This window comes from Cyanobium sp. N5-Cardenillas, assembly GCF_024345515.1.
Classification (GTDB): domain Bacteria; phylum Cyanobacteriota; class Cyanobacteriia; order PCC-6307; family Cyanobiaceae; genus Cyanobium.
Map to the genome: position 1 here is coordinate 1 of NZ_JAGQBG010000014.1, position 24830 is coordinate 24830.

Sequence of the window (24830 nt, forward strand, 5' to 3'; positions counted from 1 at the left end):
GAACGAGCGACCGGAATCGACGACCCTTTCGACCTGCTGTCTTGGGTTGGGCGCGTGCCCTTCTGGACGAATCCAGCTCTTGACCCTACATCACGGCAGGCCCAGTTCCCGCAGCCGTGCCTGCCAGCGGGCGTAACCAGCGGCGTTGAGATGGACGCCATCCACCGTGTAGGCGCGCTTGAGACCATCGGCATCCGCCATCACCGGGGTGAGATCGACGTAGTCCCGCTCTGGCGTCTGCCGGGCGAGCCGTTGGTTGAGTTCCGCCACCCGGCGCACCCCGTCGGCGCCACAGCGGAAGCGGGCACAGGGAATGGTGGACTGGACGATCACCCGCGCGCCGGAACCGAGCTGCAGGCCCGTGCGCAGCCACTGGATCCGGGCGGCGATGCGGCCGGGCTCGTAGCCCCAGACGATGTCGTTGATCCCCACCATCACCAGGTAGGTGCGGGCACCGGTCCGGCGGATCGCCGGCAGACGGGCCATCAGCTGGAAGCTGGTGTCGCCGCTGACGCCCTGGTTATGGACGACTCGGTCGGGGAAGGCCGCCTGCCAGTCGCCCTGGGCCGTGAGCGAATCGCCGACAAAGGTGACCGGACCGCCGCGGCTGGGCGACGATCCGGACGGCTCCGGCGGCAGGGAGGCAATGGAACCGGCGCCGGGCCTGGAAAGCAGGCCCCAGCCCAGGGTCAGCAGGGTGAGCGGAACCGCCACCCAGCCACCGATCCGCACCCATGACGACCCAGGCACGGCAGGGACTCAGCTCTCCTGCTTGATGTCCTGGAGCGCGGCGAAGTCGACCTGCACCGAGGGGCCCATGGTGGAGGCGAGATAGAGACTCCTCCAGTAGCGGCCCTTGGCACCGCTGGGCTTGTTGCGGTCGATGGTTTCCTGCAGGGCCTTGAGGTTCTCCAGCAGCTTGGCGCTGGGGAAGCTGGCCTTGCCGAAGCGCACATGCACGATCCCGGCCCGATCGGCCCGGAACTCCAGCTTGCCGGCCTTGAATTCGCTGATGGCGCCAGCCAGGTCGGTGGTGACGGTGCCGGCCTTGGGGTTCGGCATCAGGCCACGGGGACCGAGCACCCGGCCCAGCTTGGCCACCTTCGGCATCATGTCGGGGGTGGCGATCAGCAGATCGAACTCGATGGCACCGCCGGCGATCTGATCCACCAGCTCATCATCTCCGGCCAGATCGGCACCGGCGGCCTTGGCTTCGGCCACCTTCTCGCCCCGGGCGATCACGGCGATGCGAATCGTCTGGCCGGTGCCGTGGGGCAGGGCCACGGTGGTGCGCAGCTGCTGGTCGGTGTACTTGGGATCAATGCCGAGGCGCACGTGGGCTTCGATGGTTTCGTCGAAGCGGGCGGTGGCGGAGTCCTTGACCAGCTCGATGGCTTCGAGCGGTTCGTAGGCGCGGTCCTCGACCTTGGCGGCGAGAGCCGTGAAGCGTTTGGAGGTTTTTGTCATGGCAGGAAGGGGTGCGGACGACCGTGGCCGGTCTCCCCCAGGTAGGTGAATGGAAAGGGATGACCCCCGGGGAGGGTCAGTCGCTGACGGCGACGCCCATGTTGCGGGCAGTGCCTTCGATGATGCGCATGGCCGACTCCACGCTGGAGCAGTTGAGGTCGGGCAGTTTGGTCTTGGCGATCTCCTCGAGCTGGGCGCGGCTGATGGCACCCACCGCGCCCTTGGCGGACGTGGCGGCACCTTTGTCGATGCCGGCGGCCTTGGAGATGAGCACCGAGGCGGGCGGGGTCTTGGTGATGAAGGTGAAGCTGCGGTCTTCGAAGACCGAGATCTCCACCGGAATCACGTACCCGGCCTTTTCCTGGGTGCGGGCGTTGTATTCCTTGCAGAACGCCATGATGTTGACCCCGTGCTGACCGAGGGCAGGGCCCACCGGTGGTGCGGGGTTCGCTTTGCCGGCCTGGAGGGCCAGCTTGATCACAGCTACGACTTTCTTGGCCATCGGCTGGGCTGGGGGACGGAACTCCCTTGCGGGAGAGCGGGACGGAACTCCCTCGCGGGAGCACTGCGGATGGCCGGGGCGGTGGCCGGCCCGGCAGCGTGGCGGTCCTGGAGAGGTCCACCCTGGGCCGCCCTCCGCAGGGAGGCGGCCGCCGCTTGATCAGCTCTGTTTGCTGATCTGGGAGAACTCGAGCTCGACCGGGGTCTCCCTGCCGAAGATCGACAGGAGGGCCTTCAGCTTGCTGCGTTCCCCGGAGACTTCGATCACCTCGCCCTGGAAGTCCTTGAACGGACCGGCCGTGACGAGGATCTGGTCGCCTTCGGTGAGGTCGACCTTGAGGACAGGCTTCTTCTCGGCGGCACGCTTGAAGATGCGATCCACCTCCTGGCGGCTGAGGGGCCGGGGGCGGATGTGTCCCCTGGCCTTGCCGGTGGCGCGGCGTTCCTCCTGGCCGACGAAGTTGATGACGTTGGGGGTGCTGCGCACCGCCATCATCGTGTCCTCATCGAGGACCATGCGCACCAGCACGTAGCCGGGAAACACCTTCTCCTCGATGGACTGGCGGCTGCCGTCCTTCTTCAGCTTGACACCTGGGGTCTGGGGGATCTCGATCTCGAGGATCCGGTTGCTGACCCCCAGGGTGACGGCCCGCTGCTCGAGGGTGGCCTTCACCTTCTTCTCGCAACTGGAGGCCACCTGAACAGCGAACCAGCGGGCCACCTGGGGCTTGGTGGCTTCACCCGCCTCGGCGACGGGGTCAGGGCCTTCGCCAGGCAGCTCCAGCACCTCGGGGGCGTCCGGTTCGAACTCGGGCACGGTCTCGGGCACGGCAGACAGGGGAAGGGTCATCAACGGAAGATCTGGGCCGATCCCCAGTGATAGAAGCGATCGATCGCGGCGATGGCCGCAGCCGAAAGGCTCACCATCAGGATCACCGCCACCGATTCGCTGAACAGCTGCTGGCGGCTCGGCCAGACAACCTTGCGCAGCTCTGCGAGGGTGACCGCAAGGAAACCGCTGGGGGCCTCCTCTTCGGGCGCAGCACCATCCGGCCCCTCATCGGGTTCGGACAGGCCATTCCTCTGGGCCAGGGGCCCGTCGGGACTGCTCGTGGTGGTGGTGACGGGGGGGATGGGTTCCACGGTGTGGATTCCGATGGCTGCCGTTACGTCGGCAAGCATCGACAAACGATCACCCTACCGGACGTCCTTCCCCTCCGTCCCCAGGGGAAGGAAGCGAAAGCCCGCTTCCCCAGGACCGGCGAGCTCCAGCCGCACGCCCCTGGCGCCACTGAAATGATCCTCCAGCAATTCGGTGGCCAGGGGGTTCTCGATGCGACGCCGCAGCACCCGCCGCAGCGGGCGGGCGCCGTACTCCGGCTCGTAGCCCTGCTGGGCCAGGGCCACCACGACGGCTTCATCCAGCTCCAGCTCCAGGTGCTGCTCCCGCAGCAGGGCGGCCAGCTCCGCCAGCTGCAGCCGCACGATGCGCTCGAGATCGGTGCGGGCGAGGGGCCGGAAACGGATCACTTCATCGATGCGGTTGAGAAATTCCGGGCGGAACTGGCGCGACAGAGCCTCCTCCACCGCCAGATCGAGGGCACGCTCCTGGGCCAGCTCCCCCTCCAGCGGCTGATGCGGATCCCCGCCGCCATCGGGGCTGGAGCCGGAGCGGGCCCGTTCCAGGATCGCCCGGCTGGCCAGGTTGCTGGTCATGATCACCACCGTGTGGCGGAAGTCGACCGTGCGGCCCTGGGAATCGGTGAGCCGGCCGTCGTCGAGCACCTGCAGCAGCAGGTTGAACACATCGGGATGGGCCTTCTCCACCTCATCCAGGAGCAGCACGGCGTAGGGACGGCGGCGCACCGCCTCGGTGAGCTGGCCCCCCTCCTCGTAGCCCACGTAGCCAGGGGGTGCCCCCACCAGGCGGGCGACGGCGTTGCGCTCCATGAACTCGCTCATGTCCAGCCGCACCAGGGCCTCCTCCTCATCGAAGAGGGCCGCCGCCAGGGCCTTGGCCAGTTCCGTCTTGCCCACACCCGTCGGCCCCAGGAACAGGAACGACCCCACCGGCCGGGTGGGGGCCTGCATGCCGGCTCGGGAGCGGCGGATCGAGGCTGCCACCGCCGCTACCGCCTCCGGCTGGCCGATCACCCGCTCCGCCAGGCGCTGCTCCAGCTCCAGCAGCTTCTGCCGTTCCCCGGCCAGCAGCTGCTGCACGGGGATGCCGGTGGAGCGGGCCACCACATCGGCGATGTCCCCCTCCTCCACCTGTTCGCGCAGCATCGGATCGCTCTGCAGCTCCGCCTCGACGGCGGCACGGCGCTGCTGCACCCCGTGCAGCTGGTCGTACTGGAGCCGGGCGGCCTCCTCCAGGTCCCCGTCCCGCTCCGCCTCGGCGATGGCGTGGCGCAGGTCCTCGTCCTGGTGCATGAGCTCGCGCAGCTCCTCGAGGCGCTCCCGCTCCCCCGCCCAGCGGCGCTGCAGCCGATCGAGCTGCTCGTGGGCGAGGCGCCGCTGCTCCTGAAGCTGCAGGCGCTCCTCCAGGGGGGCCAGCTCAGCCGCCAGCAGGTCCAGCTCCACCCGCCGCAGGTCCGCCTCGGCCGCTTCCACCACCTGGGGCTTGGAGGTGGCCTCCATGCGCAGGTTGGCGGCGGCCTCATCGATCAGATCGATGGCCGAATCGGGCAGGCAGCGGTCGCTGATGTAGCGAGCCGCCAGCCTGGAGGCCGCCACCAAGGCCCCATCGGTGATGGTGACGCCGTGGTGAAGCTCGTAGCGCTCCTTCAGGCCCCGCAGGATTTCGAGGCAGGTGGGGCCATCGGGCTCGCGGATCACCACCTGCTGGAAACGCCGCTCCAGGGCCGGGTCCTTTTCGATGCTGCGGCGGTAGTCCTCGGGGGTGGTGGCGCCGATGCAGCGCAGATCGCCCCGGGCCAGCACCGGTTTGAGGATGCTGGCCGCATCGGTGCCGGAGCGGTCGCTGCCCACCACCGTGTGCAGTTCGTCGATGAACAGCACCACCCCGCCGGCGCCTCTGGCACCGTCGCTGTCGCGGACCTCGGCCAGCACGCTGCGCAGGCGCTCCTCGAACTGGCCGCGGAACTTGGCCCCGGCGATCAGGGCCCCCAGATCCAGGGCCACCAGCCGCAGACCCCGCAGCGCGTCGGGCACCTCGCCGGCCACGATCCGCTGGGCCAGGGATTCGGCGACCGCGGTCTTGCCGACGCCGGGCTCACCGATCAGCACGGGATTGTTCTTGCTGCGGCGTGAGAGCACCTGGATCAGCCGGCGGATCTCCGGATCCCGTCCCACCACCGGATCGAGTTCACCGGCCCGGGCGGCGGCGGTGAGGTCGCGGCCGTAGCGGTCGAGAGCACCGGGTTCGGGATCCCCCTCCCGCTGCAGGGTCAGGCCGGTGTCCGGCCGTGCCGCCGGCGCCGATTCAGGCGCCGATGCAGGCCCAGGGGCCGGCGACGGCGGGGCTGCGGGGGAGGGCATGGGGGCGGGGGGCTTGGCGGCGGGGGGCTTGGCGGCGGGGGGATCGGCAACGGCCGGCAGCGGCCGCCACTGGCGCAGCAGCAGGTCCTCGCTCAGCCCCTCCTCCACCAGCAGGGACGCGCCGATGCGGGGATCCACCAGCAGGGCCAACAGCACGTGGGGCACATCCAGCAGCCGGGATCCCCAGGCCGCCCGGCGGCGATCGGCCTCCTCCAGCAGATCCTCGAGGGCATCGCCGATGTAGAGGATGCCGCCATCGCCGGCTGGCTGCTCGGCGCAGAAGCTTTCCAGTCGATCCAGCAGCCGGTCCTCGTCGAGGGGCAGCGGCGCCACCCAGGTGGAGAAGCGCCGGTTCAGCAACAGGGTGAGCAGCAGGTGTTCCACGTCCATGGCGCCGTGGCGCCAGCGCCTCGCCTGCTCCTGGGAGGCGATCAGCAGATCCCAGGCGGCGTCACTGAAGCGGTCGGGATCGCTGGTGAGGCTGGCGGCCATGCCGACCGGCCCCCGGTCGTCGCCCAGGCGGGGGTCAGGGCGCATCGGAGAGGGGCGGCGTCTGGATCAGTTCCACCTTGTAGCCGTCGGGATCCTCCACAAAGGCGATCACGCTGGTGCCGTGCTGCTTCGGCCCGGGCTCCCGCACGACCCGGCCGCCCTTGGCGGCGATGGCTGCGCAGGTGGCGTAGATGTCATCCACGCCGATGGCCAGATGGCCGAAACCGGTGCCGAGGTCGTAGGCCTCGGTGCCCCAGTTGTGGGTGAGTTCCAGCACCGTGGTGTTCTGCTCCTCGCCGTAGCCCACGAAGGCCAGGGTGTAGGAGCCGCCGGGATAGTCCTTGCGGCGCAGAAGTTTCATGCCGAGCACCTCGATGTAGAAGCGCAGGGAGCGCTCCAAGTCGCCCACCCTGAGCATGGTGTGAAGCAGTCGCATCGGCGCTGGACCAGCTGGAGCCATTCTGACCAGGGGCCCGGGGACCCGGGCCATCGCCAGGCGGTGGTGCAGGGAACACAGGCAGGGGTGGAGGGCCACCCATAGGATTCGCCCACCAGCACACTCCCTGTGTACGACTCCCTCGACCTCGTCATCGACTCCATCGTGGCCCGTGAGGTGCTCGACTCCCGCGGCACCCCCACGGTGGAAGCGGAGGTGTACCTGGAGGGGGGCGCCAGTGGCCGCGCCATCGTTCCCAGCGGCGCCAGCACCGGCGCCCATGAGGCCCACGAGCTGCGCGACGGCGAGAAGGCCTACTTCGGCAAGGGCGTCAGCAAGGCGGTGGAGAACATCGAGGAGCGCATCGCCCCGTCCCTCTGCGGCCTGAGCGCCCTCGACCAGGGCGCCGTCGACGAGGCGATGAACGAGCTGGACGGCAGCGACAACAAATCTGCCCTCGGCGCCAACGCCATCCTGGCGGTGAGCCTGGCCACCGCCCATGCGGCCGCCAAGGCCCTGGGCCTGCCCCTCTACCGCTACCTGGGCGGCCCGATGGCCACCCTGCTGCCGGTGCCGCTGATGAACGTCATCAACGGCGGTGCCCACGCCTCCAACAATCTGGATTTCCAGGAGTTCATGCTGGTGCCCCATGGGGCCGGCAGCTTCCGTGAGGCCCTGCGCATGGGCGCCGAGGTGTTCCACACCCTCAAGGGTCTGCTGAAGGACCAGGGCCTTTCCACCGCCGTGGGCGACGAAGGCGGCTTCGCCCCCGACCTGGCCGGCAACGACGCGGCCGGCGAACTGCTGATCCAGGCGATCGAGAAGGCCGGCTACCGCCCCGGCGACCAGATCTCCCTGGCCCTCGACGTGGCCAGCACAGAGTTCTATGCCGATGGTCGCTACACCTTCGGCGGCGGCAGCTACACCAGCGCCGAGATGGTCGACCAACTGGCGGCCCTCGCGAACCGCTTCCCGATCGTGTCGATCGAGGACGGCCTGGCCGAGGACGACTGGGAGGGCTGGCGCCTGCTGACCGAACGCCTGGGGAGCACGGTGCAACTGGTGGGCGACGACCTGTTCGTGACCAACACCAGCCGCCTGCAGCAAGGGATCGAGCAGGGCATCGCCAATTCGATCCTGATCAAGGTGAATCAGATCGGCTCGCTCACCGAAACGCTGCAAGCCATCGATCTGGCCGGGCGGGCCGGCTACACCAGCGTGATCAGCCACCGCAGCGGCGAGACAGAAGATGTCACCATCGCCGACCTGGCCGTGGCCACCCGGGCCGGACAGATCAAGACCGGCTCGCTCAGCCGCAGCGACCGGGTCGCCAAATACAACCAGCTGCTGCGCATCGAGGACGAACTGGGCAGCCAGGCGATCTACGCCGGGGTGGAAGACCGGGGGCCACGCGGTAAGTCCTGACCCGCTTGACCGCAACTTGAAGCCGTGTAGCGAAGCAGCGGGGCGAAGACCGGGCTTGGGAAGTGTGTCCAGACATGCGGCCGGAATGACAGAGCCTGAATGAGGGAAGAGGATTGCCGTCTGGTATCAGTCAACGGATGCAAAATGGGCCATCAGGCATGCCGACACGCTTCAGTACCTTTCGATTAACGACTCTATGTTGTATCTGAGCATCGCTGCGCCTCGGACTGGCTCCACCCGCTTTGGGCAATTGCTGCAAACGATGAACGTGGAGTTCGCCAGGGAACCCTTCCACCCACAAGCCTATTTAACGACTCCGGACAAAACGAGTGGACTTCGATTTTACTCACAGCCATACACGTTAAGCGAAGCAGGACATCGACTCCTTGCCGATCCCATCATCAAGGGAAAGATGCCAGCCCGGGCCATTCGCATGAATGTCGCCATGACCAAAGCGTCAAAAGCTCTCTACCAACTAAGCCTGGTATGCCGTAGGAACTCAAACTCCAAGGCCATGGCTCAACTCTCAAGATGGCTGCAGAATACAAGTGAGCGCATTGGTCCCGCCTATAACATCTTCCGTGAGCCAAGCATTGCCATAAGGGTCTGCGAGCTGCTCGATGCCGTGGACGGGACTCTCGTCCTGGAATTGTTCCCCGGCCATCTGTCTCAGGCGAACATGGGGACTTTGTGCCGCACCTACCCCCATATCTTCCATCAGCGTCGACTCCTTGACAGCTACATTTCACTGATCAAAACTGACCATCGCCGTTGGAGTCGCGTCGACACGACCCAACGTAAGGCGACGATCTACCCAGCATCCTTCGTGGACTATTGCAAAAAGATATCCAACTATTACCTATCCATTTTCAAACTCAGTCAAGCCTGCCAATCAACCCGATCAGCGGATCCAGAATCCATCCAGTCCCAACCTTGCGTCATCAACTATGACGACTGGTCCGACCACCCCAATCATCAACAGAGTGAAACGGTCCATGCACTCCTTTGTGCCCAGGGATTGGGCGATGTGTTTCAGAAACCGATCGCCACTCTCACCAATCCCGACGAAGACCTGATCCGGCAGGACACATCGCCAGTCTGGACAAGGAAAGTGACGAACGCTGAACAAGTGACCGACTACCTCAGGGAGAGGTCCCTGGAGTCGTTGCTGGAGGCCCGGCCCCTAGATGGTGACGCCCTTCCGATGTCCTGGCACTGAGGGCCCCGATTCACTCCCTGCGTGGGGCTGCAGTAACCCCGGGCAACTGGTCGAGGCGGCCATCGCGCTTGAGCCGCGATTGCAGCTTCAGCCAGGAGAGGGCCACCGGCAGTGCCAGCACCAGGGGCACCGCCACCAGGGCAGGACGGCTGCTCACCGCCAGCAGCGAGGCCGCCACCGCCAGGGCACCGAGCAGGAAGGACTGGCCGGCGCTCTGCTGCGCCAGGGCCAGGCGCCGCAGCAGCCGGTCCGTCTCGCCGGCCCGGATCAGCACCTGCAGATCACCCTGTTCGATGCGGGCCAGGCTCTCGTCCAGGCGCCGGGGGATCCCGAAGGCGCGACTGCCCACCTCGGCCGCCTGGCGGGAGAGCTCGCTGAACAGTTCGTTGGGGCCGTTGCCGCTGGCGGTCATGAGGGGCAACAGGTAGGGACGGGCGATGGCGATCAGGCTAAAGCCCGGATCCAGGCTGCGGCCCACCCCCTCGAAGGTGGAGAGGGCCCGCATCACGAAGATGAGCTCGGGCGGCAGCCGGAACGGCTGGCCATAGACGAGTTCGTAGAGGTCACCGGAGAGCTTGTCGATGACGTTGGCACTGAAGGGTGGCGTGAGGGCTTCGGTGAGCATCACCCGCACCAGCCGCCGCACCGGCCCCTGGTCGATGCCGGCGGCGATCAGTCCGGCCTGCTGCAGCTCGTCCACCAGGGAGGACGCATCCCGGGCCGCCGCGGCCCGCACCATCCGTCCGAGCCGGCTGCGCAGCCGCTCGGAAATCTGGCCCATCATGCCGAAGTCGTAGTAGATCAACGACCCGTCGGCGGCGACCGCCAGGTTGCCCGGATGGGGATCGGCATGGAAGAAGCCGAAGCGGACCAACTGCTGCAGGTAGCTGGCCGCCCCCTTTTCCGCCACGGCCGCCGGGTCGATGCCGGCACGGACAAGGGCCTCCCGATCGTTGATCTTGATGCCCGGAACGTAATCGAGGCACAGCACCCGGCGGGAGCTCAGTTCCCAGATCACCGCCGGAATACGGATGCCGGGGTCATCGAGAAACTGCTGGCGGAAACGGGCGGCGTGCTCCGCCTCCAGGCGGAAATCCAGCTCGCGCAGCAGCACCCGGCGGCACTCCTTGGCGATGCCCACCCAGTCGCGGCCGGCGCCCCAGCGGGGATGGCGCTGGACCACCGCCGCCACCTGCTGGAGCACCTCCAGATCGAGGCGGAACAGGCGCTCCAGCCCCGGCCGCTGCACCTTGAACACCACCTGGCGTCCGCTGCGCAGGCTGGCCCGGTGCACCTGGGCCAGGCTGGCCGACCCCAGCGGCTCCACCGCCAGATCAATGATCTCCGCCCGCCGCTCCCCCAGTTCCTGCTCCAGCAGGGACTCCACCACCGCGAAGGGGAACGCCGGCACCCGGTCCTGCAGATGGGCCAGCTCCTCCACCACGTCGGCGGGGAGCACATCGGGGCGGGCCGAGAGCAGCTGCCCCAGCTTGATGAAGGCGGAGCCGAGCTCAAGGAACTGGGCCGTGAGCCAACGGGCCCGGTGGCGCTGGCGGGCGGCCTGGCGTTCGGGGGTCCGGCCCCCCGGGTAGGTCCAGGGCCGGCCGTCCCACCACAGGCCTGCCAGCAACTGGACGACCAGACGCCAGATGCGCAGGGGCCGCCAGAAGCGGGACAGCAGGACCCCGGGGGTGGAAGGGGCCGCCATCAGGCCTGCCCCGGAGACCGCGGCGGACCATCGGGGGCGGTGGCTGGGACCTGATCGAGGCGTCTGGAGAGTTCGGCCACCTTGGCCCGCAGGGCATCGATCCGCTCCTGGGGGTCGTCGGAGGATCAGCCCCTTCCTGGGGCCGCGGCTGCGCTGCGGTCGTTCTCGATCCGTTCGGCTTCCATGGCCACCTCTTCCCAGAACAGACTGAGTTCCTGTTGCACCCGGGCGGGAGCGTCCTGGGCGAGCACCGCCAGGCTGGCTGCCGCATCGGCCAGGCCGCTGCCCAGGCGGGCGGCCAGGCGGTTCATGGCCGCCATGGCGAGGGACTTCGGCGCGCTCATGACAAGGCCGGAGAAGTCACCGAACTGTGGCAGATCAGGGCTGGGTTCCGGGAGCCGGTGGAGCGCTCACCGGAGGCGGAGCCACAGGTGCGGGACCGGCGGCCTCCCGCTCGCGGGCCGGCGGTGTCCGGGGCGCCGGCAGGGAGGGGGCCGGTGGGGGGGCGGCTTCGATGGCCCCTGGCGCGGCCAGCTGGTCGCCCTGAAGCGGATCCTCGCTCGGCTCGAGCAACCGCTGCCGCTCCTGCGCTTCGCGCTCCTCCATGCCCCGCCGTCGCTCCTCGAGGTCGGCCTGCTCCTGTTTCTGCTGCTGCTCCAGATCGATCAGATCGAGGTCACCGCGAATCTCCCGGGCCTCGCCGCCGAAGCGCTGGCGCAGGGATTCCAGCGTCGTGCCGGGGGCGGCCTGGACATCGAAGCGCTGGCGGTTGCCCCGTTCCTCCTCCCCGCCCAGGCTCAGCAGCCGGAGACTGGCGGCATAGCCCAGCCCGAAGCAGAGCCCGACGATCCACCACACCCGCCAGTCCCAGCCGGTGCGGGATCCCGCGCGGGCACGGGGCCCGCTGGGGGGGGGCCCGCTGGGAGGGGAAGAGGGCCTGGCCGTGACCATCGACGTCAGCGCAGTCACTGCCATCTTGCCCAGGCGCGGCCCCGGCACCCATGGGGGCCGGCCAGTGGGTTCAGGTGGTGTAGTCGGCGTTGATGCGCACGTACTGGTCCGAGAGGTCGCAGCCCCAGGCCAGGCCGCTGCCCGGGCCCTCGCCGACCCGCAGCCGGATTTCCACCGTGTCGTCGACCAGGTAGGCGCCCGCGGCCCTGGCCTTCAGGTAGGCGGAGGCGGCGGGGCGGTCGAAGGCCAGGGGCTGGCCCGCCGCCATCAGCTGGTGCTCCCCCAGCCACAGGGCCACGGCCAGCGGGTCGAAGGCCACCCCGGCCCGGCCGGCGGCGGCCACGATCCGGCCCCAGTTGGGGTCGCGGCCATGCACGGCGCACTTCACCAGCGACGAACCGGCCACGGTGCGGGCGATGGCGCGGGCGCCGGCGTCGTCGGTGGCGCCCTCCACCCGCACCTCGATCAGGCAGGTGGCGCCCTCGCCGTCACGGGCGATCGCCCGGGCCAGGTGCTGCGACACCGCCGTCAGGCCGGCCTCCAGGGCCTCGAAGTGCCCCGGATCCAGGGGCTCACCGGCGGCAAAGGCCAGGGTCGTGTCGTTGGTGCTGGTGTCGCCGTCCACCGTGATCGCGTTGAAGGAGCGATCCACCGCCCGCTTCACCATGTCCTGCCAGACATCGGCCGGCACGCCGGCATCACACGTCAGATAGCCCAGCATCGTGGCCATCTTGGGATGGATCATCCCCGACCCCTTGGCCATGCCGCCGATGCGCACCGTGCGGCCGCCCAGGTAGGCTTCCAGGGCGATGTCCTTGGCCACCAGGTCGGTGGTGAGGATCGCCTCGGCGGCGGCGCCGCCGCCTGCGGGGCCGAGGGCGGCCACCAGGGGATCGAGGCCCGCCACGAGCACCTCCATCGGGATCGGCACACCGATCACGCCGGTGGAGCAGTTCAGCACCTCTTCGGGCGACAGGCCCAGCCGCCTGGCCAGTTCAGCGGTGGCCCGCAGGCTGTCGGCCAGGCCGCGCTCTCCGGTGCAGGCGTTGGCCTGGCCGGAGTTGGTGAGCACCGCCCGGGCCTGGCCGCCGCCGGCCGCCAGGCGCTCGGCGCAGAGGTCGACGCACGCCGCCCGCACCAGCGAGGTGGTGAAGGTGCCGGCGCAGACCGCCCCCACCGGCGCCAGCAGCAGGGAGAGATCCGGCCGGCCGGAGGCCTTCAGGCCCGCGCTGACGGCGGCGGCCAGGAAGCCCTCCGGGGCCGTGACGCCTCCGGGGATCGGGGTCCAGGGGTGGGTCAAGGCAATGCGGCCACTGGGGGCATCCTGAAACGGCGTGCACCCGGCGCAGGCAGCGGCCAGCCCAGACTGGCCCGATGGCCCTTCCCCCCCAGCGCCGCATCGGTCTCACCGGAGGGATCGCCAGCGGCAAGAGCACGGTGGGGCGCCTCCTGGCCACCCATGGCCTGCCGATACTGGATGCGGATGTCTATGCCCGCGAGGTGCTGGAGCCGGGCAGCCCCGGCGCCCGGGCCGTGGCGGAGCGCTACGGCGCTTCCGTGGCCACCGGAGACCCCCCCGAACTCGACCGGGCCGCCCTCGGGCGGATCGTGTTCAATGACGCCGCCGAGCTTCGCTGGCTGGAGCAGCTGGTGCATCCGCTGGTGCGGCTGCGCTTCGCCGCCGAACTGGAGCGGTTGCGGGAGGCTCCTGCGGTGGTGCTGATGATCCCGCTGCTGTTCGAGGCGGGGCTGGACACGCTCTGCAGCGAGATCTGGCTGGTGGACTGCGACGAGGACCAGCAGCTCCAGCGCTTGATGGGACGGGACGGGCTCAGCGCTGACGACGCCCGCGCCCGGCTGGCGGCCCAGTGGCCCCTGGCGCGCAAGCGGGCCCTGGCCACGGTGGTGCTCGACAACCGCGGCGGGCCCCAGGCGCTGGTGCCGCAGGTGGAGGCGGCGCTCAGCCCTTCAGCTGCTCACTGAGGATCCGATTGGCCAGCTTGGGATCGGCACGGCCGCCGGTGCGCTTCATCAGCTGCCCCACAAAGAAGCCCTGCAGCTTGGTCTTGCCGCCGCGGAAGGCCTCCACCTCCTCCGGGTGGGCCGCCAGCAGCTCCGCCACGATGGCGGCGATCGCCGCCGGGTCGGAGATCATGCCCAGGCCGCGGGACTCCACGATCGCAGCCGCCGAGCCGCCCTTGTCGAGCAGCTCGGGCAACAGGTCCTTGGCGATCTTGCCGCTGATGGTGCCCGCCTCGATCAGCTGCACCATCTCGGCGAGCTGTTCGGGCCCCAGGGGCAGCTCGTTGATCGACAGCCGGTTGGCGTTCACATGGGCGGCGATGTCGCCGGTGACCCAGTTGGCCACGGCCTTGGGGTCGCCCCCGGCCGCCACCGCCGCCTCGAAGTACTCGGCCATGGGGCGCTCATCGGTGAGCACCCTGGCGTCATAGATCGAGAGCCCCAGGCTTTCGGCATAGCGGTGGCGCTTGGCCGCCGGCAGTTCGGGCAGCTCGGAGCGCCAGCGTTCCCGCTGATCGGGGCTCACCTCGATCGGCCCCAGGTCCGGGTCCGGGAAGTAGCGGTAGTCGCTGGCACCCTCCTTGCTGCGCATGCTCCTGGTGAGCTGCTTGGCCTCATCCCAGAGGCGGGTTTCCTGCACCACCGGCTCACCGGATTCGTACGCCTTGATCTGGCGGGCGATCTCGAAATCAATCGCCTTCTGGATCGCCGAGAAGGAGTTCATGTTCTTGATCTCCACCTTCACCCCGAAGGGGGCGTCGGGGCCGCGGCGCACGGAGATGTTGACGTCGCAGCGCAGGGATCCCTCCTGCATGTTGCCGTCGCTGACGCCCAGGTACCGCATGATGCGGCGGATCTCCGAGGCGTACTCGGCCGCTTCCCGGCCTGTGCGCAGGTCCGGCTTGGAGACGATCTCGGCCAGGGCGACGCCGGCCCGGTTGTAGTCGACGAGCGAGTGGGTGGAGCCCGCCAGGCGGTCGCTGCCGGCATGGACGAGCTTGCCGGCGTCCTCCTCCATGTGCAGCCGCTCGATGCCCACCTTCTTGAGGTACGTCTCCTTGCCCTTCTCGGCCACCTCCACCTCGATCCAGCCGTCCTCGGCGATCGGCTGGTCGTACTGGGAGATCTGGTAGTTCTTGGGCAGGTCGGGATAGAAGTACTGCTTGCGGTCGAACTTGCTGTGCTCGGCCACCTGCAGGTTGAGGGCCAGGGACGCCTTGACCGCGTACTCGAGCACCTTCTGGTTGAGCACCGGCAGGGTGCCGGGCAGGCCGCACACCACCGGGTCGATGTGGGTGTTGGGATCGTCGCCGAAGCTGGTGGAGGCGGCGGTGAAGATCTTGCTGGCGGTGCCCAGCTGGACATGGGTCTCCAGACCGATGACGGCCTCCCAAGCAGCATTGTCCTGGCCATCGGCCATGCCGGGGCCCTTGCCTTCCGCCCTGTTCCCTTCAGCCATGGTCGCGAGTCCTGCCGGCGCTGTCGGCCCCCCGCGCTCGGCCGGAGGCACTGGGGGCGATCCTAGGCAGCGGCCGGCAGCCGCTTGAATGGGAGCCTTCCGAGCTGGAGATGAGCGCCCTGGCTGGCCCCCCTCCCGACGCCGAACCCGTCCTGATCCTCGGTGGCGGCCTCATGGGCCTGGCCATCGCCCACCAGCTGGCCCGCCTCGGCCGCGGCGCCACCGTGCTCAGCCGCCGACGCAGCGAGGCGGCCGGCTTCGTCGCCGCCGGCATGCTGGCCCCCCACGCTGAAGGTCTCAGCGGGCCGATGCTGGCCCTGGGCCAGGCCAGCCTGGAGCGGATACCGGCCTGGGTGGCCCGCATCGAGGCCGACAGCGGCCTGCCCTGCGGCCTGCGCCCCTGCGGCATCGTGGTGCCCTTCACCGGTGCCACCGAGCGGGAGGCCTACCCCACGGCCCCCTTCGGCGAGCCCCTCGACCGGGCGGGCCTGGAGCGGCAGGTGCCGGGGATCGGAACCGCCTGGCGGGCGGGCCTGCTGTTCGCCCAGGACGGGCAGATCGACAACCGCCGCCGCCTGATGCGCGCCCTGGAGCGGGCCTGTGCCGCCCTGGGGGTGCGCTTCGAGGAGGGCACCGAGGTGCTCGAGCTGCTCACCGGTGACGGCGGGCGCCTGCGGGGGGTGCGGCTGCGCCGGGCCGAGGGGGGCGAGCACGCCATCGCCGCGAGCACGGCCGTGCTCGCCTGCGGCGCCTGGAGCGGCCGGCTGCTGCCGTCGCTGCCGGTGCATCCGGTGAAGGGCCAGATGCTGTCGCTGCAGGGCCCAAGGGCCAGCCTGGAGCGGGTCGTGTTCGGACCCGGCACCTACCTGGTGCCGCGGGAGGACGGCCTGCTGGTGGTGGGCGCCACCAGCGAACCGCAGGCCGGCTTCGACGACGGCCTCACCCCCGAGGGACAGAAACAGCTGCAGGCCGGCATCGCCGCCCTGCTGCCGGAGGCGGCCCTGTGGCCGCCGATGGAGCGCTGGTGGGGCTTCCGGCCCGGCACCCCTGATGACGCACCGCTGCTGGGCCCCGGCCCGATCGAGGGGGTCTGGCTGGCCACGGGCCACCACCGCAACGGCGTGCTGCTGGCGGCCATCACCGCGGAGCTGATCGCCGAGGCGATCACGGCGGCCGACCAGCGCTTTGGGGCGAGCTCCGAACTGCTGGCGCCGTTTCGCTGGGACCGGCCGCTACCTGCAGCCCCTGGAGGGCGTACACCTCCAGGGGGACGGGCCAGCCCTTGAGGGCGTGGCTCCCCAGCGGCAGCACCTCCAGCTCCTCCGGCAGCAGCGCCAGCAGATCGCCGCTGACCAGGATCGGGTGCTCGGGGAACAGGCGCGTCAGTCCCTCCAGGCGGCTGGTCACGTTGACGCTGGCCCCCACCACCGTGAACTCCAGGCGCTGGGAGGAGCCCAGGTTGCCGGCGATCACCTCACCGAAGTGCAAGCCGATCCCGTGCTGCAGCGGCGGCGTGCCCGCCGCAGCCAGCTCGACATTGAGGGCCTCCAGCCGCTCCTGCATCGCCAGGGCGGCCCGCACCGCGGCCCGGGCCTCCTGGGCATCCCCCCTGCTGCGGGGCACCCCGAACTCGGCCATCACCGCGTCACCGATGAACTTGTCGAGCAGGCCCTCCTGCTCCAGCACCGCCCCGGCCATGGCCTCGAAGTAGCGGTTCAGCAGGGTGAACAGCTCGGCCGGCTCCAGCACGGCACTCAGGGGCGTGAACCCCACCAGATCGCTGAACAGCACGGCGCAGCGGGCCCGGCTGCCCACCGCCTGGTTCCACACCGGCCCGGGGCTGCGCAGGATGTCGCGCAGCAGGGTGGGGGAGACACGCCGGCTCAGCACCTGGTGCAGATAGGCCCGCTCCCGGCTCTCCGCCAGCCCCTGACCCACGGCCCGCACCCCACCTCCGGCGACGGGGGCCAGCAGCAGGGCGGCCAGGGGCAGCCGCACCAGAGCCACGGCCCACAGGGCCCAGCCGGTGAGCAGGACGCCAGCCGCCAGGAGCAGGGCCACCTGCAGGGTGCCGCCGGCACTCGCGGGTCGCCGCAGCAGCGCCCCGATCAGCCCACCCCAGCCCAGCAACAGCAACGCATCTCCCGCCAGGGGCAGCCGGATCAGGCCCCGGTTCTGCAGCACGTTGGCGAGGGCCACCGCCTGGATCTCCGTGCCGGCCATGGGCCCCACGGGCGTCTCCTGCAGGTCCCCCAGACCGGGGGCCGTGACGCCGATCAGCACGGTGCGTCCCCGCCAGGTGGACGGCGGCGCCTCCAGCAGCTTCCAGGCCGGCACCCGGGGCATGGTGCCGGCGGGGCCGGGATAGTCGAGGCCCATCGGCGCCAGCGGCGGCGGCCCCGGACGGGCCAGAAAGGCCATCGGCCGGGGCAGGGGGGGCGGGAACACGCCCAGCCGGGAGCGGATCCAGTCCTGCCCCGGCACCGCCTCCACCACCCCCCGGGGGGACTGGAGCAGGGTGGTCAGCCCGGGGGCACCCAGCTGGAGAATCGGCAGCCGCAGCCTGCTCTGCTCCAGCCTCCCCTCCTGGCGGACGTCGTAATGGACGGCCAGGTGCACCCGTTGGCGCCAGGGGGCGAGGGTGGCGGCGAAGGCACGGTCATCCGCGGGGCCATAGCGGCTGGGCTGGCTGTACTCGATGTTGAACAGGACCCGGGTGGCCCCCTGCTCCAGTACATGGGCCGCCAGCCGGGCCTGCAGGGCCCGCGGCCAGGGCCAGGGGCCCATCTGTCGCCACAGCGGCGACGCCTGGCGTTCGGCCGGGGCCAGCAGCTCCCCCAACTCCAGGGAGTCGGCGTCGATGGCCAGGATCAGCGGATCGGGGGGGGCGGGGCGCGGTCCCCGCAGCAGGAAGAAGGCCTGCAGCAGCTGGTCGTCGAGCAGCCGCGGCCCCTGGCCCAGGGGGGTGAGGGGCGACCGATCAAGGCCCGCCAGCAGGGGGAGCGCCAGGGCCAGCCACCAGAGCCGGCGCCCCAGGCCAGGCCAGGGGGACATCAGGGGCTGAGCCCGAGTTCCCGCTCGATCACCGGCAGGGTCTGCATCGGCGCCTGGAAGCCATTGAGCAGCTCGCTGTTCCGCCGCCGCTTCCGCACTTCCGCCGCGTCCATGCGGTGGGGGCCCGTCCAGCCCTGGGGCGTGGCCTCCAGGCGCTGGCCGCTGGTCAGCTGGTACGCGGTGCCATCAGCGGCGCGCACCTCCACGTTCCCCTCCCAGCTCAGGAACAGCACCTTCTCGGCGCTGGCCTCGATGAAGACCGTGGTGCCCTGGATCGAGGCGGTGCCCACCCGGGTGCGGACCCGGAGCGGCGTGCTGCCCTTCGATCCCGGATCGATCCAGGCGATGATCCGGCCGCGCACCAGGTCGAGCAGGGTCGGCTCGATCCGAAGCTGGGCGTTCCCCCCCAGCCGGAAGCTGCGCCCATCGGCCAGCAGGATCTGAAGCCGGCCGGGGTTTTCGGTGCGCAGGACGGTGGAGGGGCCGAGCACCTGGCCCACCAGGGCCGGCCGCTCCGATGCCGCCGGTGGTGTCACGAACGCCGGACGCGACGGCACATCCACCACCCGGGGCACCCGGGGAGAAGCCGTGACCGCCGGCTGGACGAAGGCCAGGCCGGCGACGATCACGGCGAGCGGTACGGCCGCGGCCGCCAGGGTCAGCGTCCTGGGATGACGGAGGCCCCTGCACAGCGCCATGGCCCGGGAACGCGAAGGTTCCCAGGATGGCCGCTCAGGGCTCGACCCGCCACACCTGGTCGGCCGGCGTCCACTCGCACAGCTCGGAGGGCTGGAACCAGAGGCCGATCTCGAAGACGGCCGTTTCCGGCGCATCGGAGCCGTGGATGACGTTGCGGCCGATGTTGACGGCCAGGTCGCCGCGGATGGTGCCGGGCTCGGCCTCGAGGGGCTTGGTGGCGCCGATCAGCTTGCGGGCGCTGGCGATCACGCCATCGCCTTCCCACACCATGGCCACCACGGGCCCGCTGGTGATGAACTCCACCAGGCCGGCGAAGAACGGCCGCTCCCGGTGCACGCCGTAATGGCTTTCGGCCAGTTCCCGGCTGGGAACCAGCTGCTTCAGGCCCACCAGCTTGAAGCCCTTGGTCTCGAAACGGCCGAGGATCTCGCCCACCAGGCCCCGCTGCACCCCGTCGGGCTTGATGGCGAGGAAGGTGCGTTCGGTGGCCATGGCAAAGGGAGTGGGGATGGGGCCATCGTCCGCGCTGGGCCTGCCGCTTGGCAAGCGGCCACACCACAGCAGCCGGGCTGGGGAGGCTGACTAGATTCCAACAGAAGTGCAGAGCCACCCGGGGCCCCATGGTGCTCGCCGATTCCCCCAGCAGCCTTCGGCCCGACACCTGGAGCGCCGCCGACGGGGCGGCCCTGTACGGACTCGACCGCTGGGGCGACCCCTACTTCGGGGTCGGCGCCCGGGGCCATGTGATGGTGCAACCCCGGGGCGACCGTGGCGGCTCCCTCGATCTGGTGGACCTGGTGCGGGAGCTGCAGGGGCGCGACCTGACCCTGCCGCTGCTGATCCGTTTCGACGACATCCTCGAGGACCGGCTGGAGCGGCTCCACGGCGCCTTCGAGCGGGCCATCACCCAGTACGGCTACGAGGGCCGCTATCAGGGCGTGTTCCCGGTGAAGTGCAACCAGCAGCGCCACGTGGTGGAGCAGCTGGTGGAGAGCGGCCACCGCTGGCACTTCGGCCTGGAGGCGGGCAGCAAGGCCGAACTGCTGATCGCCCTGTCCCTGCTCGACGACCCCGACGCCCTGCTGATCTGCAACGGCTACAAGGACCGGCGCTACATCGAGACGGCGATCCTGGCCCGGCGCCTGGGGCGCCAGCCGGTGGTGGTGATCGAGCAGGCCGACGAGGTGGAACGGATCATCGCCGCCAGCAGCGCCCTGGGCGGGGCGCCGTTCATCGGCATCCGCGCCAAGCTCTCGGCCCGCAGCACCGGCCGCTGGGGCAGTTCGGTGGGGGAGCGGGCCAAGTTCGGCCTGTCGATCCCCGACGTGCTCACCACGGTGGAGCGCCTGCGGGACACCGGCCTGCTCGACGATCTGCGCCTGCTGCACTTCCACGTCGGCAGCCAGATCAACGACATCGCCGTCCTCAAGGACGCCCTGCAGGAGGCCGGCCAGATCTACGCCGAGCTCACCCGTCTGGGGGCGCCGATGGGCTTCCTGGACGTGGGCGGCGGCCTGGGCATCGACTACGACGGCAGCCGCACCGCCACCGCCGCCTCCACCAACTACTCGCTGCAGAACTACGCCAACGACGTTGTCGCCACCATCCGGGAATGCTGCGAGCCCCACGGCATCCGCCCCCCCACGCTGGTGAGCGAGAGCGGCCGGGCCCTGGCCAGCCATTTCAGCGTGCTGGTGTTCGACGTGCTCGGGGCCGGTGGTCACACCGAGGCGGTGCCGCCGCCGGCCGAGGGGGAGGCCCTGATCCTGCGCAACCTGCGCGACACCCATGCGGTGATCACAGCGATCGCGGCGGGGGGGAGCCCCGATGCGGAGGGCGAGGACGGGCGCTCGGAGGTGGAGCGGCTGCAGGAGGCCTGGAACGATGCCCTCAAGTTCAAGGAGGACGCCCTCAACGCCTTCCGGCTCGGCTACCTGAGCCTGCCGGAGCGGGCCACGGCCGAGCGTCTCACCTGGTCGAGCTGCCAGGCGATCGCCCGCCAGCTGGAGGGCCTGGCCACAGGCACCGTGATCCCCCAGGAACTGCAGGCCCTGCCGGCAGCGCTGGCCAGGACCTACTACGCCAACCTCTCGGTGTTCCGCTCGGCGCCGGACACCTGGGCCATCGACCAGCTCTTCCCCGTGCTGCCGATCCACCGGCTCGACGAGCGCCCCACCCGGCTGGGCAGCTTCGCCGACCTGACCTGCGATTCCGACGGCAAGATCGCCCGCTTCATCGACCGGGGCCAGGTCAAGCCCCTGCTGGAACTCCACAACCTGCGGCCCGGCGAGCCCTACTGGATCGGGCTGTTCCTCGGCGGCGCCTACCAGGAGGTGATGGGCAACCTGCACAACCTGTTCGGCAGCACCAATGCGGTGCACATCCGGCTGGCGGCCGGCGGCGGCTACCGGGTCGACCACGTGGTGCGGGGCAACACCAACGCCGAGGTGCTCGAAGCGATGGAGCACGACCCCGACCTGCTGCTGGAGCGGCTCCGCCTGGCCAGCGAGCAGGCGATCGGCCGGGGTGACCTGGCCATCAGCGACGCCAGGCGCCTGATGGCCCACCTGCGGGCCAGCCTGGAGCAGACGACTTACCTGGAGGCCTGACCTACCTGGAGGCCTGATCCGCGAGGGCGACGGTGAAGATCTCCACCTCCCCCAGGCTCTTCACCGGCTGGGGGCCGAGGGAACGGGAGGCGAGGCCCGCGTCGGCCTGAATCAGGCTGGCGGTCTGGGCGTCGCAGACCACCGCCGCGTCCACATGGCGGGTGGCCGACTCCAGCCGGGCCGACAGGTTCACCGTGTCGCCGATCACGGTGAACTCCATCCGCTTCGGGCTGCCGATCTGGCCCACCATCACCTGGCCGCTGGCCAGGCCGATGCCGTTGTCGAGGGTGGTGATGCCCCGCCGCGCCCAGTCCTCGTTGAGGCCGGCCAGGGCCGCCCGCATGGCCAGGGCGCAGCGCACAGCCTGGCTGGCCTCCTCGGCCACCCCCCTGCTCACCGGTGATCCGAAGACCGCCATCACCGCATCGCCGATGAACTTGTCGACGGTGCCGCCATGGGCCATCACCACCTCCACCATGGCGCCCAGGTATTCGTTGAGCTGGAGCACGTGCAATTCGCTCTGGCCTTCGCCGCTGCGCTGTTTGGTGAGGACGGTGAATCCCTTGATATCGGTCATCAGCACGGTCACCTCCAGCAGCCGGCCGCGCAGGATGCCCTGGGCCGATTCCGGATCGGAGAGGATCTCCGCCACCACCCCCGGCGCCACGTAGCGCTCGAAGGTGCGGCGCAACCGCCGCCGCTCCTGCCCCTCCCGCAGGTAGGCATCCCCGCCGTAGAGCAGGCCCAGCAGGACCAGGCCCGAGGAGGGCGCCAGCAGCGGCAGCCAGCGGTTGGCCTGCTGCAGCGCCACGGCGACAAGGGCCCCCTGGAGGACCAGCGCCAGAACCACCAGCGCCAGACGCCAGCGCAGGTCCGTCCAGCGGCGGGCCGCCCCCAGCACGATCAGCAGCGGCACCAGGGCCAGCAGGGCCCGTCCCGCGGCGCTGCGGGGCCAGGGCTGCAGACCGTCCCCCTGCAGGGAGTTGGCCGTGGCGGTGGCCAGCACCTCCAGCCCCGACAGGCTGCCGAAGGGGGTGGGGTAACCATCAGCCCCCTGGGCGACGACGGGGCCGAGCAGCACCACCGACCCGGCCAGGTCCTTGCGCAGGGGATGGTTCTTCCAGCGTGCGGGGTCGAGCACCTCCCAGGCCGGCAGACGCCGGAAGCTGCCCTCCGGACCATAGAAATTCAGGGAGCTGGCCCGGTCGTCCTGGCGGCTGCGGTGGCCCCCCAGCCGCAGCAGGGTGGAGGAGAGGGCGCTGTGGCCCTCGGCGCCCCGGGCGGGGAGCACGCCGCTGGCGTAGGTCTCCGGATGGCGGCTGGCCTCGCTGGAGGTGCCGGCGAGGATGTTCGTGAGACCGAGGGCGCCGGTGCCGCCGATGGCCGCCAGGAAGCGCTCCGGCCGCACGAAGGTGAGCGAGCCGGCCCCCTGGGTGTCGCTGGATTCGAGCATCTCGGCCGCAAGAGCGACGCGGCCGGGGTAGCGCCGCAGCCGCAGCTCCAGGGCATCGTCATCAGCCTCACCCTTGCCGCTGGGCCCCTCGAAGACCACATTCACGGCCACGGCCCTGGCGCCGGCCTGCAGCAGCTTCTCCGCCACCATGCCGTAGGTGGCGCGGGGCCAGGGCAGGCTGCCGACGCCCCTGGCCCATTCCGGGATGCGGCCCTCCTCCTCGAACCAGTCGCCCTGCTGCAGGGTGGCGTCATCGACCGTGACCAGCACCACGTTCGGCGGGGGGCGCCTCGGTCCGCGCAGCAGCAGCAGCTGCTGCTCCACCCCCCGCTCCCAGACCCGCATCCGGGGCCCGGGCCAGCCGGAACTGACCCCCACCCAGGCCAGCACGGCCACCACCAGGACGCTGAAGGTGCGGCGTCGAGCCATTATCGAGCCACCGGACTCCAGAGCGTGCAGATGGCGACGGCCCGGCCGGAGCGCTCCAGGCGCACGCAGTCGATGGCCCGGGCCTTGGGTCGGCTGATCAGGATCTGGGTGTGCAGGGGCGAGCCCATCCAGCGCGACACGATCACCTCCGGATTCCAGGCGGCGGCCGGCATCGGGCAGGCGATCACCTCACTGGTGGGCATGAGACTGGCCGTCGCCGCCATGCGCTCCTGGAAAGCCCCCCAGAGGGTGCGGTCGTGGTCGCAGTCGCGGCTGGCCAGCACCCCCTCCAGCACCGGGGCCAGATAGGCGGCATTCTCGGCGGCCAAGGGCGCCGGCAGGGGTTGCAGGGCGGGGCGCCCGCCCTGGGCCCGGTAGCGGTTGATGATCTCCACCAGGGGGTCACGGCTGACCGACGGCCTGGGCGGGGCGGGGATCACCCCGGGGAAACGGCGCTGCACGAAATCCTCCAGCGCCTTCATACCGGGCAGAGGGGCCATGAACCCCTCGAACAGGGGCCCCCGGAGGATGGCGGCGTAGTCGTCCGCCGTCAGTGGTCGCTGCCCGAGCAGGGCCCCCAGGCTGGAGAGCCGCACCCTGGTGCCCCCCGCCACGAGGATCGGCGCCCCGTCCAGGGGCCGTCCATCGGCAAGGGGCTGGAGCTCCACCGAGCCCTCCAGCACCGCCACGTCCTGCTCGCCGCCGTCGAGCAGGGTGATCACGTAGTTGGTCCCCCGGGTGCTCAGCCGCGAGGAGCGGGTGCAGCCGTTCTGCTGGCCGGACACCAGGATCTGGCCGCTGCTGAGCAGGAAGCAGGTGCTGCCCAGTCGCAGCTGGGTGAAGCGGTTGAGGCGGCCGGCGGCACCACCGGCGAAGCCCAGCTGGCCGCGGCTCTTCTGGGTGCGGACCAGCTCGGGTGTGAACGCCCGCTCCTGCACCTGGGCCTGGCGGCGTTCGATGAACAGCTCCCGGCCATCGAGGATCTCCTGCACGACCGCCGATCCCGTCGGGCGGGCCGCGCTGCCGCTGGGCCAGGTCAGGGCCGCCGCCAGGGCCGTCAACAGAAGCCGGTGGGGTCGGATCACCGGCTCAGAAGAAGCGCGGCAGGCCGAAGGGCAGCGACGGCGGACTGATCGGCACGGGCAGGTTCACCCCCGGCACCCTGGAGCGGATATAGCTCTCCAGGGAGCCGTAGGCCGGCAGGGGCACCCGGAAGCCCTGGAACAGGGGGCCGCCGAGGATGCCGTTGTAGTCGCTCGCGCTGAGCCCCAGGAGCGCCAGCACCACCCCGCCGGCCGAGAGCCGCAGCTTGTTGCCCGCCTCCACCGTGGTGGCGGGTTTGCCGGTGGGCTCCCCGTCGGCGAGAGGTTCCACCTCCACGGACCCCTCCAGCACGGAGATCTCC

General features: G+C 70.4%; 21 protein-coding genes and 2 pseudogenes. 5 read left to right on the forward strand and 18 right to left on the reverse strand.

The window, feature by feature from the left end:
* Positions 1-90: 90 nt before the first annotated feature.
* The 7 genes from KBZ04_RS02165 to gloA all read right to left on the reverse strand — a co-directional run bounded on the left by KBZ04_RS02165 (position 91) and on the right by gloA (position 6397).
* Positions 91-750 (reverse strand): GDSL-type esterase/lipase family protein, encoded by a 660-nt coding sequence (locus KBZ04_RS02165; RefSeq protein ID WP_254990264.1) that lies wholly within the window; start codon positions 748-750, stop codon positions 91-93.
* Between the two features lie 9 nt (positions 751-759).
* Complete coding sequence (rplA, locus tag KBZ04_RS02170) at positions 760-1467, reverse strand: 50S ribosomal protein L1 (protein WP_254990265.1); 708 nt, start codon at positions 1465-1467, stop codon at positions 760-762.
* A 76-nt stretch (positions 1468-1543) separates the two neighbouring features.
* The gene (rplK, locus tag KBZ04_RS02175; RefSeq protein ID WP_254952637.1) at positions 1544-1969 is read right to left on the reverse strand and encodes a 50S ribosomal protein L11; all 426 of its coding nucleotides are present in this window, start codon (positions 1967-1969) and stop codon (positions 1544-1546) included.
* A 159-nt stretch (positions 1970-2128) separates the two neighbouring features.
* Entirely contained in the window at positions 2129-2818 is a 690-nt protein-coding gene (gene nusG / locus KBZ04_RS02180) for a transcription termination/antitermination protein NusG (protein WP_254990266.1), read from the reverse strand.
* Positions 2818-3042: a preprotein translocase subunit SecE gene (secE, locus tag KBZ04_RS02185; protein ID WP_254990280.1), complete on the reverse strand. Its 225-nt coding sequence runs from the start codon at positions 3040-3042 to the stop codon at positions 2818-2820. The genes nusG and secE overlap by 1 nt, the downstream gene beginning before the upstream one ends.
* A 123-nt stretch (positions 3043-3165) precedes the next feature.
* Positions 3166-6006 carry an ATP-dependent Clp protease ATP-binding subunit gene (locus KBZ04_RS02190; protein ID WP_254990267.1) on the reverse strand — a complete coding sequence of 947 codons (2841 nt, stop codon included), beginning with the start codon at positions 6004-6006 and terminating at the stop codon, positions 3166-3168.
* Positions 5996-6397: a lactoylglutathione lyase gene (gloA, locus tag KBZ04_RS02195; RefSeq protein WP_254990268.1), complete on the reverse strand. Its 402-nt coding sequence runs from the start codon at positions 6395-6397 to the stop codon at positions 5996-5998. Before gloA ends, KBZ04_RS02190 begins: the two co-directional genes overlap by 11 nt.
* A gap of 129 nt (positions 6398-6526) precedes the next feature.
* Between gloA and eno the strand changes: the two genes are divergently transcribed.
* Complete coding sequence (eno, locus tag KBZ04_RS02200; RefSeq protein WP_254990269.1) at positions 6527-7822, forward strand: phosphopyruvate hydratase; 1296 nt, start codon at positions 6527-6529, stop codon at positions 7820-7822.
* A gap of 199 nt (positions 7823-8021) precedes the next feature.
* Positions 8022-9041: a hypothetical protein gene (locus KBZ04_RS02205; protein WP_254990270.1), complete on the forward strand. Its 1020-nt coding sequence runs from the start codon at positions 8022-8024 to the stop codon at positions 9039-9041.
* 10 nt (positions 9042-9051) lie between these two features.
* Here the strand turns inward: KBZ04_RS02205 and KBZ04_RS02210 are convergent, their stop codons facing one another.
* The 4 genes from KBZ04_RS02210 to argJ all read right to left on the reverse strand — a co-directional run bounded on the left by KBZ04_RS02210 (position 9052) and on the right by argJ (position 13006).
* Positions 9052-10749, reverse strand: coding sequence for an ABC1 kinase family protein (locus KBZ04_RS02210; protein WP_254990271.1), 1698 nt, complete (start codon positions 10747-10749; stop codon positions 9052-9054).
* 125 nt (positions 10750-10874) lie between these two features.
* Positions 10875-11093, reverse strand: a complete 219-nt coding sequence (locus tag KBZ04_RS14245) for a hypothetical protein (protein ID WP_315860031.1) — start codon at positions 11091-11093, stop codon at positions 10875-10877.
* A gap of 34 nt (positions 11094-11127) precedes the next feature.
* Complete coding sequence (locus KBZ04_RS02220; RefSeq protein ID WP_254990282.1) at positions 11128-11724, reverse strand: hypothetical protein; 597 nt, start codon at positions 11722-11724, stop codon at positions 11128-11130.
* A 46-nt stretch (positions 11725-11770) separates the two neighbouring features.
* Positions 11771-13006, reverse strand: coding sequence for a bifunctional glutamate N-acetyltransferase/amino-acid acetyltransferase ArgJ (argJ, locus tag KBZ04_RS02225; protein ID WP_409995926.1), 1236 nt, complete (start codon positions 13004-13006; stop codon positions 11771-11773).
* A 68-nt stretch (positions 13007-13074) separates the two neighbouring features.
* On the opposite strand from argJ, the gene coaE reads away from it, so the two are divergent.
* On the forward strand, positions 13075-13683 hold the full coding sequence (gene coaE, locus KBZ04_RS02230) for a dephospho-CoA kinase (protein WP_254990273.1): 609 nt from the start codon (positions 13075-13077) through the stop codon (positions 13681-13683).
* Here the strand turns inward: coaE and gatB are convergent.
* Positions 13661-15142 carry an Asp-tRNA(Asn)/Glu-tRNA(Gln) amidotransferase subunit GatB gene (gene gatB / locus KBZ04_RS02235; RefSeq protein WP_254990281.1) on the reverse strand — a complete coding sequence of 494 codons (1482 nt, stop codon included), beginning with the start codon at positions 15140-15142 and terminating at the stop codon, positions 13661-13663. The genes coaE and gatB overlap by 23 nt on opposite strands.
* Positions 15143-15291: 149 nt before the next feature.
* Between gatB and KBZ04_RS02240 the strand changes: the two genes are divergently transcribed.
* Positions 15292-16467: an FAD-dependent oxidoreductase gene (locus KBZ04_RS02240; protein ID WP_254990274.1), complete on the forward strand. Its 1176-nt coding sequence runs from the start codon at positions 15292-15294 to the stop codon at positions 16465-16467.
* Positions 16468-16486: 19 nt separating this feature from the next.
* Here the strand turns inward: KBZ04_RS02240 and KBZ04_RS02245 are convergent.
* The 3 genes and pseudogenes from KBZ04_RS02245 to ndk all read right to left on the reverse strand — a co-directional run.
* Positions 16487-18235: pseudogene (locus KBZ04_RS02245) on the reverse strand (CHASE2 domain-containing protein); the annotation flags it as partial.
* On the reverse strand, positions 18235-18933 hold the full coding sequence (locus KBZ04_RS02250; protein WP_254990275.1) for a FecR family protein: 699 nt from the start codon (positions 18931-18933) through the stop codon (positions 18235-18237). The gene KBZ04_RS02250 and the pseudogene KBZ04_RS02245, both read right to left, overlap by 1 nt.
* A 34-nt stretch (positions 18934-18967) precedes the next feature.
* Complete coding sequence (gene ndk / locus KBZ04_RS02255) at positions 18968-19426, reverse strand: nucleoside-diphosphate kinase (RefSeq protein ID WP_254990276.1); 459 nt, start codon at positions 19424-19426, stop codon at positions 18968-18970.
* Positions 19427-19554: 128 nt separating this feature from the next.
* On the opposite strand from ndk, the gene speA reads away from it, so the two are divergent.
* Positions 19555-21543, forward strand: a complete 1989-nt coding sequence (gene speA, locus KBZ04_RS02260) for a biosynthetic arginine decarboxylase (RefSeq protein ID WP_254990277.1) — start codon at positions 19555-19557, stop codon at positions 21541-21543.
* Between the two features lies 1 nt (position 21544).
* On the opposite strand, the gene KBZ04_RS02265 is transcribed toward speA, so the two are convergent.
* The 3 genes and pseudogenes from KBZ04_RS02265 to KBZ04_RS02275 form a co-directional block, all read right to left on the reverse strand.
* Positions 21545-23425, reverse strand: coding sequence for an adenylate/guanylate cyclase domain-containing protein (locus KBZ04_RS02265; RefSeq protein WP_254990278.1), 1881 nt, complete (start codon positions 23423-23425; stop codon positions 21545-21547).
* A complete protein-coding gene (locus KBZ04_RS02270) occupies positions 23425-24510 on the reverse strand; it encodes a FecR family protein (RefSeq protein WP_254990279.1) in 1086 nt (361 codons plus the stop codon). Before KBZ04_RS02270 ends, KBZ04_RS02265 begins: the two co-directional genes overlap by 1 nt.
* Positions 24511-24514: 4 nt before the next feature.
* Positions 24515-24830: pseudogene (locus tag KBZ04_RS02275) on the reverse strand (iron dicitrate transport regulator FecR); the annotation flags it as partial.

Coding starts and splice junctions, on each gene's coding strand:
- gloA (WP_254990268.1), bottom strand. CDS start 6,397: ATGCGACTGCTTCACACCATGCTCAGGGTGGGCGACTTGGAGCGCTCC.
- KBZ04_RS14245 (WP_315860031.1), bottom strand. CDS start 11,093: ATGAGCGCGCCGAAGTCCCTCGCCATGGCGGCCATGAACCGCCTGGCC.
- speA (WP_254990277.1), top strand. CDS start 19,555: ATGGTGCTCGCCGATTCCCCCAGCAGCCTTCGGCCCGACACCTGGAGC.
- rplA (WP_254990265.1), bottom strand. CDS start 1,467: ATGACAAAAACCTCCAAACGCTTCACGGCTCTCGCCGCCAAGGTCGAG.
- ndk (WP_254990276.1), bottom strand. CDS start 19,426: ATGGCCACCGAACGCACCTTCCTCGCCATCAAGCCCGACGGGGTGCAG.
- rplK (WP_254952637.1), bottom strand. CDS start 1,969: ATGGCCAAGAAAGTCGTAGCTGTGATCAAGCTGGCCCTCCAGGCCGGC.
- coaE (WP_254990273.1), top strand. CDS start 13,075: ATGGCCCTTCCCCCCCAGCGCCGCATCGGTCTCACCGGAGGGATCGCC.
- KBZ04_RS02190 (WP_254990267.1), bottom strand. CDS start 6,006: ATGCGCCCTGACCCCCGCCTGGGCGACGACCGGGGGCCGGTCGGCATG.
- KBZ04_RS02250 (WP_254990275.1), bottom strand. CDS start 18,933: ATGGCGCTGTGCAGGGGCCTCCGTCATCCCAGGACGCTGACCCTGGCG.
- KBZ04_RS02240 (WP_254990274.1), top strand. CDS start 15,292: ATGAGCGCCCTGGCTGGCCCCCCTCCCGACGCCGAACCCGTCCTGATC.
- nusG (WP_254990266.1), bottom strand. CDS start 2,818: ATGACCCTTCCCCTGTCTGCCGTGCCCGAGACCGTGCCCGAGTTCGAA.
- gatB (WP_254990281.1), bottom strand. CDS start 15,142: ATGGCCGATGGCCAGGACAATGCTGCTTGGGAGGCCGTCATCGGTCTG.
- KBZ04_RS02210 (WP_254990271.1), bottom strand. CDS start 10,749: ATGGCGGCCCCTTCCACCCCCGGGGTCCTGCTGTCCCGCTTCTGGCGG.
- KBZ04_RS02220 (WP_254990282.1), bottom strand. CDS start 11,724: ATGGCAGTGACTGCGCTGACGTCGATGGTCACGGCCAGGCCCTCTTCC.
- KBZ04_RS02265 (WP_254990278.1), bottom strand. CDS start 23,425: ATGGCTCGACGCCGCACCTTCAGCGTCCTGGTGGTGGCCGTGCTGGCC.